General features: G+C 71.3%; 12 protein-coding genes. 4 read left to right on the top strand and 8 right to left on the bottom strand.

Going from position 1 to position 14,750, the window contains the following annotated elements; genetic code table 11:
• Positions 1 to 70 precede the first annotated feature (70 nt).
• From ABZ934_RS03885 to ABZ934_RS03875, 3 genes are all read right to left on the bottom strand, one after another.
• A complete protein-coding gene (locus tag ABZ934_RS03885; RefSeq protein WP_361308160.1) occupies positions 71 to 655 on the bottom strand; it encodes a helix-turn-helix domain-containing protein in 585 nt (194 codons plus the stop codon).
• 95 nt (positions 656 to 750) lie between these two features.
• Positions 751 to 1,872, bottom strand: coding sequence for an agmatine deiminase family protein (locus ABZ934_RS03880; RefSeq protein WP_361308158.1), 1,122 nt, complete (start codon positions 1,870 to 1,872; stop codon positions 751 to 753).
• A gap of 216 nt (positions 1,873 to 2,088) precedes the next feature.
• Positions 2,089 to 3,603 carry an APC family permease gene (locus ABZ934_RS03875; protein WP_361308156.1) on the bottom strand — a complete coding sequence of 505 codons (1,515 nt, stop codon included), beginning with the start codon at positions 3,601 to 3,603 and terminating at the stop codon, positions 2,089 to 2,091.
• A 154-nt stretch (positions 3,604 to 3,757) separates the two neighbouring features.
• Between ABZ934_RS03875 and ABZ934_RS03870 the strand changes: the two genes are divergently transcribed.
• Complete coding sequence (locus tag ABZ934_RS03870) at positions 3,758 to 4,390, top strand: TetR family transcriptional regulator (protein ID WP_361308154.1); 633 nt, start codon at positions 3,758 to 3,760, stop codon at positions 4,388 to 4,390.
• A gap of 72 nt (positions 4,391 to 4,462) precedes the next feature.
• On the opposite strand, the gene ABZ934_RS03865 is transcribed toward ABZ934_RS03870, so the two are convergent.
• From ABZ934_RS03865 to ABZ934_RS03855, 3 genes are all read right to left on the bottom strand, one after another.
• Complete coding sequence (locus ABZ934_RS03865) at positions 4,463 to 5,266, bottom strand: alpha/beta hydrolase fold domain-containing protein (protein WP_361308152.1); 804 nt, start codon at positions 5,264 to 5,266, stop codon at positions 4,463 to 4,465.
• A 219-nt stretch (positions 5,267 to 5,485) separates the two neighbouring features.
• Positions 5,486 to 6,157: a hypothetical protein gene (locus ABZ934_RS03860; RefSeq protein WP_361308150.1), complete on the bottom strand. Its 672-nt coding sequence runs from the start codon at positions 6,155 to 6,157 to the stop codon at positions 5,486 to 5,488.
• Positions 6,158 to 6,364: 207 nt separating this feature from the next.
• A complete protein-coding gene (locus ABZ934_RS03855) occupies positions 6,365 to 7,462 on the bottom strand; it encodes a magnesium and cobalt transport protein CorA (protein ID WP_361308148.1) in 1,098 nt (365 codons plus the stop codon).
• 136 nt (positions 7,463 to 7,598) lie between these two features.
• On the opposite strand from ABZ934_RS03855, the gene ABZ934_RS03850 reads away from it, so the two are divergent.
• Both ABZ934_RS03850 and ABZ934_RS03845 read left to right on the top strand, forming a co-directional pair.
• Entirely contained in the window at positions 7,599 to 8,777 is a 1,179-nt protein-coding gene (locus ABZ934_RS03850) for a winged helix DNA-binding domain-containing protein (protein WP_361308146.1), read from the top strand.
• Between the two features lie 43 nt (positions 8,778 to 8,820).
• Positions 8,821 to 10,500, top strand: coding sequence for an AMP-binding protein (locus ABZ934_RS03845; RefSeq protein WP_361308144.1), 1,680 nt, complete (start codon positions 8,821 to 8,823; stop codon positions 10,498 to 10,500).
• A gap of 52 nt (positions 10,501 to 10,552) precedes the next feature.
• On the opposite strand, the gene ABZ934_RS03840 is transcribed toward ABZ934_RS03845, so the two are convergent.
• The gene (locus ABZ934_RS03840; RefSeq protein ID WP_361308142.1) at positions 10,553 to 11,041 is read right to left on the bottom strand and encodes a glutathione peroxidase; all 489 of its coding nucleotides are present in this window, start codon (positions 11,039 to 11,041) and stop codon (positions 10,553 to 10,555) included.
• Between the two features lie 41 nt (positions 11,042 to 11,082).
• Complete coding sequence (locus tag ABZ934_RS03835; RefSeq protein WP_361308713.1) at positions 11,083 to 11,850, bottom strand: hypothetical protein; 768 nt, start codon at positions 11,848 to 11,850, stop codon at positions 11,083 to 11,085.
• A gap of 417 nt (positions 11,851 to 12,267) precedes the next feature.
• On the opposite strand from ABZ934_RS03835, the gene gcl reads away from it, so the two are divergent.
• Positions 12,268 to 14,055 (top strand): glyoxylate carboligase, encoded by a 1,788-nt coding sequence (gene gcl, locus ABZ934_RS03830; RefSeq protein WP_361308140.1) that lies wholly within the window; start codon positions 12,268 to 12,270, stop codon positions 14,053 to 14,055.
• Positions 14,056 to 14,750 lie beyond the last annotated feature (695 nt).

Raw genomic sequence — 14,750 nt, 5'->3', positions numbered from 1 at the left:
ATTCAAGTATGGGTGCCGAAAAAGGGCCACCGCGTGGGTGGCCCGAGGATGGCCGGAGGGGTTCCCGGCGTCAGGCGAGAGCGGCGAAGGCGTTGTCGACGATCGCCCGCAGGAGGGTTTCGTCGGGGTTCGCCTTGCCGACGACCATCAGTCCCTGGCAGGTCGCGACGAGCAGCTTGGCGCTGCCGCCGGGATCCAGTGAGGCGCGTACCTGACCCCGTCGCACGGCGTTGCCCAGGGCGTGGGTCATGCACCGTTCGAGCCGGGCCAGGTGGCCCCGTACCACGGCCGCCGCCTCGTCGTCCTCGGCGGCGCGCTCGATGGCGGTGTTGACGAGCAGGCATCCCTGACGGCCCTCGGGGCTGAGCAGGTCTCGCACGAGCCCGTCGAAGTAGCCCCGGACCTCGGTCACCGAGGCGTCCGGCGCCTCCAGTTCGCCGAGCTTCTGGGGCACGACCAGCTTGGAGTAGCGCTCCAGCGACTTCACGAAGAGGGTGTGCTTGCCGCCGGGGAAGGCGCCGTACAGACTGCCGGGCTTGACTCCGGTCGCCTTCACCAGGTCCTCGATGGAGGTCGCCCGGTACCCGCGCTCCCAGAACCGCAGCATGGCCTGGTTCAGGACGTCTTCCGGTTCGAACTCGCGGGGTCGGGGCATGCGTCCAACATACATGAGTGACCATTCAAGAACCACCCCCGCGGGCTGCGGGGGTGGTCCACTGGTCCCTATGGCACCCACGACACCTATGACACCTACGACACCGCGGGGATGTGCTGGGTGATGCAGTGGACCCCGCCGCCGCCCCAGGCCAGGGTGCGGGCCGGGATGCCGACGATCTCCCGGCCCGGGAAGAGCCCGGCGTACCGGGCCAGCGCGGCGGCGTCGTCCGGCTCCTGCGCCGTCGGGACGACGACGCTGCCACCGGTCAGGTAGTAGTTCGTGTAGCTGAACGTGTCCACGAGCGCGCCGTTCACCTGGAAGTGGGGTTGCTGGTGGAGCTCCTCGATCCGGAAGTGCCGTCCGCAGGCGTCGGTGGCGGCCACGAGCACGGCCCGGTTGGCCTCCATGCGCGCGTGGTTGGGGCTGGTGGTGTCGGGCTGGGTGTGCAGCAGGACCCGCGCGGGGCCGAGGTACGAGGCGACGAGGTCCACGTGCCCGTTGGTGATGAGGTCGTTGTCCAGGCCGTACGGCAGCCAGATCACCTTGCTCGCCCCGTACGCGGCGAGCAGCGCGGCCTCGATCTCGGCGCGGGTCATCCCGGGGTTGCGGTTCGGGTTGAGCAGGCACTCCTCGGTGGTGATGAGGGTGCCCTGGCCGTCGGTGATGACGGAGCCGCCCTCCAGGACGAGGTCCACCGGCTGTCGCGGTACGGAGAGGTAGGAGCAGACGCCGACGGGCAGCAGGTCGTCCTTGTCGTACGGGTACTTGTTGCCCCAGCCGTTGAAGCGGAAGTCGAGCCCCGTGCGTTGGGTGCGGCCCGCGTTCAACGCGAAGATCGGTCCGGTGTCCCGGGCCCAGCAGTCGTTGACGGGGTACTCCACGACGGTGACGGAGGCCCCGCACTGGCGACGGGCGTCGGCGACCGTGCCGGGCTCGGCGAACATCAGGACGGTCTCGAAACGGGCGATGCTCTTGGCGACGGCGGCCACCTCGGCCTGCACCTGGGGGAGCAGCCCGCCCCACCCGTCGGTGCGGTCCCAGGGCCATGACATGACACAGCCGGAGTGGCCCTCCCATTCGGCGGGGACGGTGAGCGTGCCGCCGGCCGGCTGTGCCGCGGCCGGCCCGGCGCCACCGGAGGTGAGGAAGACGGTCGCGGCGGCGGTCAGCGCGCCGGTACAGAACGAGCGGCGGGAGGGGCGGGGCTGGTCCATGGGGTGTGTCCTTCCGGGGAGTGCGGGCGGGCGGTTCGCGGGGGGTGGCCGATTCGGGGGACCCTGCGGTCTGGGGTCGTGCGGTTTGCGGTCCTGCGGTCCTGCGGTCCTGCGGTCCTGCGGGGCGGCGGGCGCGCGGGGCGGCGGGCGGGCGGCGCGGGGTTGCGCGGGGTTCGGGGTGAGCAGGGTGCGGGGTGAGCGGGGCGGCGGCCCCGGTCAGGGGCGCTCGGCGGCGACTTCCAGCCCCTCGGCGCGCGGCTGCGCGACCGGTTCGGCCCCGTCGCGCAACCGGTGGTGCGGGCGGCGCACGGCCAGGTAGACCAGGCCGGTGCCCAGCACCACGCCGGTGCCGAGCAGCGCGGCCCACACCTGGTACCAGGGGGCGTCCGGCGGCGCGAGGATCGTGCGCGGCCAGCAGACGTTCACCACCTCGAAGGCGGTCCAGGCCACGGCGAGCACGTTGAGGAACGTGCCCTTGGCGCCCAGCCGGATGTGACCTGACGGCACCCAACTCCCGCGCAGGCGGGCGATGAGCGCGGCAAGCGAGACGAGGAAGAACGGCAGGTACGTGGCCGCGGTGCCGAAGGAGATGAGGCTGCCGATGGCGGTGGCGTTGAGCCCGAGGGCGAGGGCGCTCCCGCTGATGAGGGTGGAGGCGACAAGGCCGCCGATGGGCGCCTTGCGCCGGTTGACCTTGCGCACGTGCCGGGAGAAGGGGAAGACGCCGTCGCGGGCGAGCGAGAACAGGCCGCGGGCCGCCCCGCCCTGCGACGCCACCGCGCAGGCCAGGAACCCGACGAGAACCACCACAACGAACGGCTTGTCCGACCAACCGCCGAAGGCGTGCACGACGGCCGTCGTGACGGGATCGACGTCCTGGCCGGCCACCACCGCCTCCGGATGCGGGTGCGCCAGAGCGACGGCCATCGCGTTCAGGATGACGACGGCGCCGACGCTCAGCAGCGCCCACCACATGGCCCGCGGAACCTGACGGCCGGCGTCCTTGGTCTCCTCCGCCGTCGACACGCACGCGTCGAAGCCGATGAACGCCCAGCCGGCGACGGCGACGGCCGCGAGGAAGCCGGCGACGGTCGAGCCGCCGGACAGCGCCTCCGCGCCGAGCGTCTTCGTGAAGAGGGGGAAGCCGTGCTCGCGGAAGAACAGCAGCAGGATCAGACCCACCAGCACGGAGGCCACCGCCTCGGCGGCGATCCCGAGCGAGACGAACCAGCGCAGGATGGTGATCCCGTACGCGTTGACCAGCATGCATACGAGCAGGATGGCGACGGCCACCGCGACCAGCCCGCCGGGTGTCGGCACGGCGCCGAAGAGCGCGTACACCCAGGGCGCGGCGAGGTACGCCACCGTCGTGTTGCCGAACATGACGGCGAACTGCCAGACCCAGCCGCCCAGCCAGCCGAAGGCAGGACCCAGCAGGCGCCTGCCCCACTGGTACGGTCCGCCGGCCAGCGGCCACTGCGAGGTCAGCTCCGCATAGACGTTGACGACCAGGCACTGGCCGACGAGCACCAGCGGAAGCGCCCACACCCACATGGGCCCCGCCACCGTCGTCCCCACCATGGAGACGGCGTACAGGGCCACGACGGGGGACACCACCGCGAACCCCATCGAGATGTTCCCGAGGATGCCGAGGCTGCGCCGCAGCTCCTGGTGGTAGCCGAGCGCCTGCAGCCGTGCGGCATCCGAATCGGGGTTCGACGTGTCGTTCATGATCACCTCACCGGGCGCGGGCAGCCGCGAGCGGCGCCGGCGCGCTAAATCTAACCGCGTTAGGAAAACGAGGTGGCGTGAATGTAGCGGTGCTCCCGACGCCTTGTGAAGCGTTCCCGGCAGGTAATCTGCAGGCCGAGACGAGGGAGCCCCGATGGCACGGCCGAGCCAGAACCTCCTCAGCCGCGCGCTCATCGCCCGCGCGGCTCTGGACCTGTTGGACGAACAGGGCGTGGAAGCCCTGAAGATGCGGACGATCGCCGACCGGCTCGGGGTGCGCGGTGCCTCCCTGTACCACCACGTCGCGTCCAAGGAAGACCTGCTCGACGCGGTGGCGGAGCTGATCAACGACGAGATCGACCTCGGCCCGTTGACGGACCCGGGCGGCGTGGAGGGCATCGCGGCGTACGCCCACGGCTACCGGCGCGTCTACCTCCGCTACCCGCACATGATCCCGCTGGTCGCGCGCCGCCGGGTCGCCTCCGACAAGGCTCTGCGCGGCTACGACACCCTGCTCGACGCCCTGACCCGCGCCGGGTGCACTCCGGCCGAGGCCGCCGAGGCCGCCGCCGCCATCGACAACCTCGTGCTCGGCTCCGCGCTGGAGACCTTCACCGCCGGCTTCAACCTCCCCGCGGCGGAGTACGAGGCCCGTTACCCCGCCCTGGCCGCCTCCCTCCGGTCCTCGGCCACCCACCCCGGCGGCCTCCCCGCCCTGGACACCCGCGGCTTCACCCTCGGCATCCGCCTCGTCCTCGGCGGCCTGCCGACGCCGACGAGCCCGTAACGGGCGGGCGCCGGCCCGGACACGCACATGGCTCAGGCCAACCCCGCGCGGCTTACGCCAACCCCACGCGGGTTAGGCCGACAGGACGCGGCGGAGCCGGCGCGTACGGGCCTCACGGGCGTCCCGGCTGAGGGCCGCCTCCGGCGCGAAAGTGTCGAAGCCGTGGAAGGCCCCCGCCCACACGTGCAGTTCGGACTGACCTCCGGCCCGCCAGATCGCCTGGGCGTAGGCCACCTCCTCGTCCCTGAACGTCTCCGTCGACCCGACGTCGATGTAGGCCGGGGGCAGTCCGGACAGATCCGTGGCGCGCGCGGGAGCCGCGTACGGCGGCACGTCCGGCGCGCCGTACCGGTCGCCCAACACGGCTTGCCACGCCGTAGCGTTGGAGGCCCGGTCCCACAGGTCGCCACCGGCCATCTGGTGAGCGGAGAAACTGTCGTTGCGGTCGTCGAGCATCGGGCACAGGAGCAGTTGCCCGACCGCCTCGGGGCCGCCCCGGTCGCGGGAGAGCAGGGCGAGCGCCGCGGCGAGCCCACCGCCTGCGCTCTTGCCCCCGATGACGACGCGGTCCGCGTCCACACCCAGCGCCGCCGCGTGTTCGGACACCCGGAGCAAACCGGCGTAACAGTCATCCAGTTGCCCGGGATACCGCGTCTGCGGCGCCAGGCGGTACGCGACGGAGACGACGGCCAACCCCAGCGGCAGGGCCCATTCGCGGAGCAGTCGCGGAAGGACCGACGACGCGTTGCCCGTGATCATTCCACCGCCGCGCATGTAGTACAGCAGCGGCAACGGCCCGGCGATCCCGGCCGGCCGCGCACTCACGAGCGTGACGTCCTCCGCGCCCGAGGTTCCTGGCACCTGCAGCTCCTCCACCTCGAAGCGCCCCTAGGCCCGCAGGGGGCCGCGGCTGCCGACACCCTGGCACCCCGACATCGCCGAACGCTCCCCGAACCCCCACATCGCCCCACGTGACGTGGCGCTCTCCGTCCTACCGTCCCTCGTCATGGCGGACGTGGGCCCCGCCGCCTACCGCTGAGCGCGGCCACTCCGCCGGCCTCCGGGGAACCCGCGGACGCGGGTGACATGACGTGTCTACTTCGAGCCGGGGGTCCATTTCATGCCGAGTCGATACGCACGGGAGATCACGTCCTGTACGCCGGAGCCGTCTTGCGGCGTGAACCACCGCACCTCGCGTTCGATCACGAGCTCGCCCTTCTGCCGTTTGATCAGGGCGATGGCGCAGGCGTGTGCCTGTGGCGGGCACTCGTCGAGAAGGACCCGGAAGCGGTCACCCCGGTCGGAGGTGAGGGTCACCACCGCGTCGAGCCCGCGGAAGTCACCGGAACCGTCGTAGATGTAGACGAAAAGCAACAGCTTCTGGAACTCGCTCTGGTGGTCCAGGTTGACGACCAGATTCTCGCCGGTCGCGAGAGCCCCGGTCCGGTCGTCCGCGTCCAGGGCGACGTAGGGGAACCGGTCCACCGCACCGAACGCGTTCCCCAGTGCCTGGACCACGGTCTTGGTCCCGTCGGTGCACCGGATCATGCAGCCCAGGTCGAGGTCCACATCCCTGGCCGCGGCTGATCGCATCGACGCCCGTATCCGGCCGAACAGACCACGGGCCTCGCCGGCTGCCGTCGAGGCCGCGGCCCGCGGGGACGTCCAGTTCAGATTGACCTTGATCAGACCAGAGGTCACGCCGTGCTTGTCCAGTGAGACCGTGGGCGACGCTTTCGTCAGGTTCACTGTGGTGGGCGCGGTCATGTGGCACCTTCCTGAGGGAGACCCAGACCCGCGCGCTGTGCGGGCACGGCCCACGTCGAGCGCAGGGAGCGGCGCATTTCGGCCGCCGGCACAGACAAGTCTTTCTGCCGGGCCCGCGCGTAGGTTTTCCCTGAGCTGAGACCGATTCGTCACATCCGAACGGCGCATTCGCCCGAAGCGCGCCGAGCCGCCTCCGCGCCCCGTCTCTCAGAGCCAGTCGCGCCGCTTGAAGATGACGTAGAGGCTGACGCATACCACCGCCATCAGCAGGATCGCGAAAGGGTAGCCCGCTGCCCAGTGGAGTTCCGGCATGTTCTCGAAGTTCATGCCGTAGATCGTGCCGACCAGGGTGGGGGCGAAGAGGATGGCGGCCCATGAGGAGATCTTCTTGATCTCCTCATTCTGTTCGAAGCCGGCTTCCGCCAAAGCGCGCATTTCCGCGTTCTGTTGTTGGGAGACCAGGGTGGCGTTGACCGTCAGGATCTCGGTCAGGGCCTGGCGGAAGCCGTCCACGCGTTCGCTGGTGTGGGTGACGTGGTCGGCGACATCGCGGAGGTAACGCTGGAGTTCCTCGTCCGTGCCGTACTTCGCGAAGCCGGCCATCAGGCCGTGGAGCATGCCGACCAGGGGCCTGGTGGCGCGCTGGAACTCGACCATTTCGCGGGAGAGTTCGTAGATGCGGCGCGAGACCTCCGGGTCGCCGCGGAAGACCTCGGTCTCGATCTCGTCAATGTCGTTCTGGACGCCCTCCACAACCGGGGCGTAGCCGTCGACCACCGCGTCGAGGATGGCGTACAGGGCGGCCTCCGGGCCGAGGGACAGGAGTTCCGGGGCGGCCTCCATGCGGCGGCGGACCGCCGAGAGGTCGGGGGCGGCGCCGTGGCGGACCGTGATGAGGAAGTCCGGGCCGACGAAGATGTGGAGTTCGCCGAAGTCCACCTCCTCCGGCGCGTCCAGGTAGCGCGCGGCGCGCAGGACGACGAAGAGGGTGTCGCCGTAGCGCTCCAGCTTGGGGCGCTGGTGGGCCTCCAGGGCGTCTTCGACGGACAGCGGGTGCAAATTGAACTCGGCGGCCAGCGAGTGGAGTTCGGACTCCGTCGGGCGGTGTAGGCCGATCCATGCCATGCCGTCGCTCTGTTCGCGCAACTGTCGGAAGGTGTCGGCGAGGGTGGCGGGGGAGGCTACGCGGCGGCCGTCGCGGTAGACGGCGGAGTCGACCACGCTGCGGTGGTCCGACGGTGTCGGCGCGGAGGGCCGCGGTCGGCCCGTGCGCGACGGAGGGCGGCGGTCTGGGCGCTCCGGCATCGCAGTCAGCTCCCGTGGCTTGGTGAACGTACTTTTACGGGCAAGGGCAGGATATATGGGCGAAAGGGAACGGAGAGGGTGCCGGCCGTCGACCTCGCGGACCGAAGGTGTCCGCAAGCCGCGTTAGCGTGCGGGCATGGCCTCCACCACCACCCATCCGTTACTCGGCGCCCGTGCCCTCAACCGTGCCACGCTCGCCCGCCAGCTACTGCTCGATCGCGCCCGGATGCCGGCGGTCGACGCCGTCGCGCACCTCGTCGGGCTCCAGGCGCAGAACGTCCGGCCGCCCTACTTCCAGCTGCACGCCCGCCTCGCCGGCTTCCGCCCCGGCGAGCTGGCCGGCTTGATGGAGTCCCGGGAGGTGGTCCGCATGGTCACGATGCGCTCCACCCTCCACACCCACACCGCGCACGACGCCCTCACCCTCAGGCCGCTCGTTCAAGACGCCCGCGACCGGGAGGTCGGGCACTTCCGCGCCGGCCTCACCGGAGTGGACCTCGACCGGCTGGCGCGGACCGCGCGGGCCTTCGTGGAGGCCGAGCCGCGCACCATGGCGGAGATCCGGGAGGAACTCCTCACCCACTGGCCGGACGCCGACCCGCAGGCCCTGTCCGTCGCCGCCCGCTGCCGGCTCCCGCTCGTCCAGGTCACGCCCCGCGGCGTGTGGGGCCGCAGCGGGCAGGTCCGGCTCACCACCGCCGAGCACTGGCTCGGGCGCCCGGCCGGGGAGCCGCAGCGCCTGGACGACGTGGTGCTGCGCTACCTCGGCGCCTTCGGGCCCGCCTCCGTGAAGGACATGCAGACCTGGGCGGGCCTGACCCGGCTCCGGGACGCCTTCGAGCGGCTGAGGCCGCGTCTGCTCGTCTTCCGGGACGAGAACGGCGTCGAGCTGTTCGACCTTCCCGACGCGCCCCGACCCGATCCGGACACCCCGGCCCCGCCCCGCTTCCTCCCGGAGTTCGACAACCTCCTGCTCTCGCACGCCGACCGCAGCCGCGTCGTCCCCGCGCGGCTCAAGGGGCGTAGCTGGACGGGCAACCAGGCCCACCGCACCCTGCTCGTCGACGGGTTCCTCGCCGGGCTCTGGACGGCGGAGGCGGGGGTGCTCACCGCAGAGCTGTTCACCACGGTGACGAAGGGGGTCGAAGAGGAGATCGTCGCCGAGGGGGAACGGCTCCTCGCGGAGATGGAGACGGGCCCGGGTACGGAGACGGGCCCGGGGACGGAGACGAGCCCGGGGACGGAGACGAGCCCGGGGATGCGAGGGGCCCCGGCCGGCCGGGGCCGCGTCCGCTTCGGGTCAATCCACCGCTGACGCCGTCTAGTGATCCACAGCGCCACGCGGCACGATGCCTCACATGACGGAGAACAGCGCCACCGCACAGTTCCTGGCCGCCCGCGACTTCCTGCTCGAACGCCGAGGGGACTACGAAGCCGCCCGGGCCGGCTTCACCTGGCCCCGCCCCGAGCGCTTCAACTGGGCCCTGGACTGGTTCGACCACATCGCCGCCGGGAACGGGGCCGACGCCCTGCGGATCGTCGAGGAGGACGGCACTAGCCGGGGGGTCTCCTTCGGGGAGTTGTCCGTGCGCTCCGGCTCGGCCGCGAACTGGCTGCGCGCCCAGGGCGTCGCCGCGGGCGACCGCATCCTGGTCATGCTCGGCAACCAGCGAGAGCTGTGGGAAGTGATGCTCGCCGCGATGAAGCTGCGCGCGGTCGTCATCCCCGCCACCCCGCTGCTCGGCGCGGCCGACCTGCGCGACCGGGTCGAGCGCGGGCAGGTGCGCCACGTCATCGTGCGCGACGAGGACACCGGCAAGTTCGACGAGGTGCCCGGCGCCTACACCCGCATCGCCGCGGGGCCGCGGGTGCCCACCGGATGGCGCCGCCTGGAGGACATGTACCAGGCGGCCGGCGGCTTCACGCCCGACGGTGAGACCCGCGCCGACGACCCCCTGATGCTCTACTTCACCTCCGGCACCACCGCCCGCCCGAAGCTGGTCGAGCACACGCACGCGTCCTACCCGATCGGGCACCTGTCCACCATGTACTGGGTCGGGCTGCGTCCCGACGACGTCCACCTCAACATCGCGTCGCCCGGCTGGGCCAAGCACGCCTGGTCCAACCTCTTCGCGCCCTGGAACGCGGGCGCGACCGTGTTCGTGCACAACTACACCCGCTTCGACGCCGAGCGGCTGATGGCGGAGATGGACCGGGGCGGCGTCACCACGTTCTGCGCCCCGCCGACCGTCTGGCGGATGCTGATCCAGTCCGACCTGGGCCTGCTCCGCAACCCGCCGCGCGAGGCCGTCGCCGCGGGCGAGCCGCTCAACCCGGAGGTCATCGAGAAGGTCCGCGAAGCGTGGGGAATCACCATCCGCGACGGATTCGGCCAGACCGAGACGACCCTGCAGATCGGCAACTTCCCGGGCGTCCCGGTCAAGCCCGGCTCGATGGGCCGTCCGGCGCCCGGCTACGAGATCGTGCTGCTGGACCCCGTCACCGGCAAGGAGTCCCCCGACGAGGGCGAGCTCTGCGTCGACCTGCGGACCCGTCCCGCCGGGGTGATGACGGGCTACCGCGACGACCCCGAGCGGACGGCCGAGGCGATGGCGGACGGCCTCTACCGCACCGGGGACATCGCCTCGCGCGACGCCGAGGGCTACCTCACCTACGTGGGCCGGTCCGACGACGTCTTCAAGGCGTCCGACTACAAGATCAGCCCGTTCGAGCTGGAGAGCGCCTTGCTGGAGCACGAGGCGGTCGCCGAGGCGGCCGTCGTCCCGGCCCCGGATCCGCTGCGGCTCGCCGTCCCCAAGGCGTACGTCACGCTCGCCGCCGGCTGGGAGCCGGGGGAGGAGACGGCTCGGGTGCTGTTCGAGCACTCCCGGGCCGTGCTGTCCCCGTACAAGAGGATCCGCCGCATCGAGTTCGGCGAACTCCCGAAGACCGTGTCCGGCAAGATCCGCCGGGTGGAGCTGCGGGAGCTCACCGAAGCCGGTTCCACGACGGAGTACGACGAAGCCGACCTCGGCTGAGCCGGAAGCGGAAGCGGAAGCGGAAGCCGGAATCCGGATGGGGCGCGCGGGATCAGGCCGGCAGCTGCGCCTCGATCGCCGCGATCACCTCGGGTGCCTCCGGCTCGGTGCGCGGGCGGAAGCGCGCCACGACCTCACCGGCGGGGGAGATCAGGAACTTCTCGAAGTTCCACTGGATGTCCCCCGCCTCCCCGTCCGCGTCCGGGGTCTTCACCAGCTCCTGGTACAGCGGGTGCCGGTTCTCGCCGTTGACCTCCGACTTCTCCAGCATCGGGAACGTCACGCCGAAGCCCGCCGCGCAGAACGTCTGGATGTCGTCCGCCGACCCCGGCTCCTGGCCGCCGAACTGGTTGCACGGCACGCCGATGACCGTGAAGCCCTTCTCCTCGTACTTGAACTGGAGCCGGGCCAGTCCGGAGTACTGCGGGGTGAGGCCACACTGCGAGGCGGTGTTCACCAGCAGGATCGCCTTGCCCTTGTGGGCGGCCAGGCTGGTGGGCTCGTCGGACAGGGTGGTCAGCGGGATGTCGTACAGGCCCATCGGGTCTCCTCGGCAGACGCGGTTAAGGAATACCCCCGAGATTAGGGCCCCATACCGACGAGTGCGTCCGCCGGGTCGTTGACCGGCTGCGGCATCCCCGTGAGATCCATGACGAACAGCGGTATCCCCAGGTCGTCCGCGCGCGCCCGGGCGTCCGAGGTGTACCCGGCGAGGGAGAAGTAGACGCTCGTCGCGGAGGCCGTCAGCCCGTTCAGCCAGACGCACTCCACCGCCCGTAGTCCGGCCGGCGCCGTACTCGGGTCCACCTGGGCCACGACTCCCGGGGCCCGGAGGTCCACCGCCGCGGAGGGGATCGGCGGCCCGTCGGGCTGCCGTACGTCGCGGAAGCCGAGCCAGCGCAGGTACAGCGCGGCCGTCGCCACCGCGTCCCGGGCCGTACGGATGGTCACGGGCCGAAACGGAGGCCGTGACACCGGCGGGACCGCCACCGCAGCCCCGTCCGGCCCCTGCCCCGTCCCCCGACCGGCCCCCCGACCCGACTCGTGACCCTGACCCTGACCCTGCCCTTGGACCGGAACCCGCCCCGGGCCCGAGCCGTCACGCGGCCCCTCCCCGGCACCCGGCCGCCCCGCCGCCGTCGGGCCCGTGCCGGGGCGCCCGCCGGTCCCGTTCCCCTCCGCCCGTACGCCGTCCCCCGCTCCCGCCACGCCGTCCCACGGACCGAGCCTCTCCCGCGACGGCTCGGGCGGGTGGACCGGAACCAGCACCACCGTCCCGCACGAGCCGCACCCCACCTCCGGGTGCGGCCACTCGCTCTCGCGCCCGCACGCCGCGCACCGTACGGTCACCCAGCTGTCCGTCCACGTCCGGTGCGTCAGCGGCATCGGTGGCGCGGCGAGGTCCAGCGGCGGGGTGATCGGGCTTCCGCACGCGCACGGGTAGACCGGCGCCGTGTAGCCGTTCTCGCGCTGGCACGCCGGACAGCGCACCGGTACCGCTTCCGCCATGAGACCTGGACCCCCTCCGTCGCTGTGCGTACGTCCATGCTCCACCACGCGCGACCGGCCGGGGTCGCGTCACCGCCTTTTCCAGCCAAGGGGGCCGTGTTTTGTGCGACCGACCGACCGAGAAGCGGCTTTTGGTGGTTTCCGGGGTGTCGAAGCGCCTTGACGTGCGCGGAGCTCGCCGCTTAGCTTGTTCCGTATAGCAGAACAAAACTTCCGTATGACGGAAACTGCCTGACCGCCACACCGCAGGAGACCTCGATGCCTCGTATGACAGCCGCCGCCGCTGCAGTGGAGATCCTCAAGCGCGAGGGTGTCGCGCACGCGTTCGGCGTTCCCGGCGCTGCGATCAACCCGTTCTACCGCGAGCTCAAGAACGTCGGTGGCATCAAGCACACCCTCGCCCGCCACGTCGAGGGCGCCTCGCACATGGCGGAGGGCTACACCCGCACCGCGCCCGGCAACATCGGCGTCTGCATCGGCACCTCCGGCCCGGCCGGCACCGACATGATCACCGGCCTGTACTCGGCGATCGCGGACTCCATCCCGATCCTGTGCATCACCGGCCAGGCCCCGGTCTCCAAGCTGCACAAGGAAGACTTCCAGGCCGTCGACATCGCATCGATCGCCAAGCCGGTCACCAAGAAGGCCACGACCGTCCTGGAGGCCGCGCAGGTCCCGGGCGTGTTCCAGGAAGCCTTCCACCTGATGCGCTCCGGCCGTCCCGGCCCGGTCCTCATCGACCTGCCGATCGACGTCCAGCTGACCGAGATCGAGTTCGACCCCGAGACCTACGAGCCGCTGCCGGTCTACAAGCCGCGCGCCACCCGCGCCCAGGCAGAGAAGGCCGTCCGCTTCCTGCTGGACTCAGAGCGCCCGCTGATCGTCGCCGGTGGCGGCATCATCAACGCCGACGCCGCCGACCTCCTGGTCGAGTTCGCCGAGCTGACCAACGTCCCGGTCATCTCCACCCTGATGGGCTGGGGCGTCATCCCCGACGACCACGAGCTGAGCGCGGGTATGGTCGGCGTCCAGACCTCGCACCGCTACGGTAACGCGACGTTCCTGGAGTCGGACTTCGTCCTCGGCATCGGCAACCGCTGGGCCAACCGTCACACCGGCTACAACCTGGACGCCTACATCGGCGACCGCAAGTTCGTCCACGTCGACATCGAGCCCACCCAGATCGGCAAGATCTTCGCCCCGGACTTCGGCATCGCCTCCGACGCCAAGGCCGCGCTGGAGCTCTTCATCGAGATCGCCAAGGAGCTCAAGGCCGAGGGCAAGCTCCCGGACTACAGCGCCTGGGTCGCCTCGCACCTGGAGCGCAAGGGCTCGCTGCAGCGCCGTACGCACTTCGACAACATCCCCATGAAGCCGCAGCGCGTCTACGAGGAGATGAACAAGGCGTTCGGCCCGGAGACCCGCTACGTCACCACCATCGGTCTGTCCCAGATCGCCGGTGCGCAGATGCTGCACGTCTTCAAGCCGCGCCACTGGATCAACTGCGGCCAGGCCGGCCCGCTCGGCTGGACCATCCCGGCCGCGCTGGGTGTCGCCTCCGCCGACCCGGAGAACCCGGTCGTCGCGCTCTCCGGTGACTACGACTTCCAGTTCATGCTGGAAGAGCTGGCCGTCGGCGCGCAGCACAAGATCCCGTACGTCCACGTCCTGGTGAACAACGCCTACCTGGGCCTGATCCGCCAGGCTCAGGGTGGTCTCGGCATCAACTTCGAGGTCAACCTGGAGTTCGAGAACATCAACGCGCCCGAGCTGGGCGTCTACGGCGTCGACCACGTCAAGGTCGTCGAGGGTCTCGGCTGCAAGGCGATCCGCGTCACCGACCCGAACGAGCTGGGCGCCGCCTTCGAGGAGGCCAAGAAGCTGGCCGCCGAGTACAGCGTCCCGGTCGTCGTCGAGGCGATCCTGGAGCGCGTCACCAACATCTCGATGAGCAAGACGGTCGACATGAGCGACGTCACCGAGTTCGAGGAGCTGGCGACCGAGCCGGGTCACGCCCCGACCGCGATCCGCCCGATCACCGCCTGATCCACCCGTTTCACCGCTTCACCGTTTCACCGCTTCAGCGAACGGCCCCCGGAAACCGCCTGGTTTCCGGGGGCCGTTGCCGTTCCGGCTCAGCCCGGGGCGAGACCGGACCGGCGCTCAGCACCTCGACGCCGAGCGCGAGCCGGGCGGCAGCCGGCAGCCGGCCCGGCGCCCAACCCGCGGTCGCCGGAAGCCAGGTGGGGGCAACGGGCCGCGCCCAGTCCGGCCGGTCGCTCGTCGAGGGGACATGGGCGTGCCGGCGCTCCATCGCGTCCCGGAGGGCCTGGGGCCGCCGCCCGCCGGGAGCGGCGACGGAACCTCGTAGGTGACCCGCGCCGATGTGCAGGGCGATCGGGTCGCAGCCTCGGGCGGCTTTGGCGCTCCACGCCCGCAGGCCGGCAGCAGGCTGAACACGCGGTCCAAGAGACTGAGTCGGTCGGCGGGACCGACGGGCTCCCTCGCCCTGCGGCACGGGCGGGTGGTGACCCGGGGCGGCATCGTCCTGACCGCCCTCGGGCCGCCGGTGCCCGCCGGCCGCGCAGACGGGGCGGCGTACGGCCGGAGGCCGGCTCCGGGCCACGCCGATGACCGGCCTCGGCACGGGGCTGGTGGTCCCGCCGCTGATCGTCGTCATCCCGGTCCGGGTGAGCGAGGCCGAGGCGGGCTCGGCCTTCGGAGTCCTGGATCCCGTACAG

The organism is Streptomyces sp. NPDC046557 (genome assembly GCF_040645975.1).
Lineage (GTDB): Bacteria > Actinomycetota > Actinomycetes > Streptomycetales > Streptomycetaceae > Streptomyces.
Note: the sequence above shows the minus strand (reverse complement) of the source record. Positions and strands in the feature narration are given on the sequence as shown.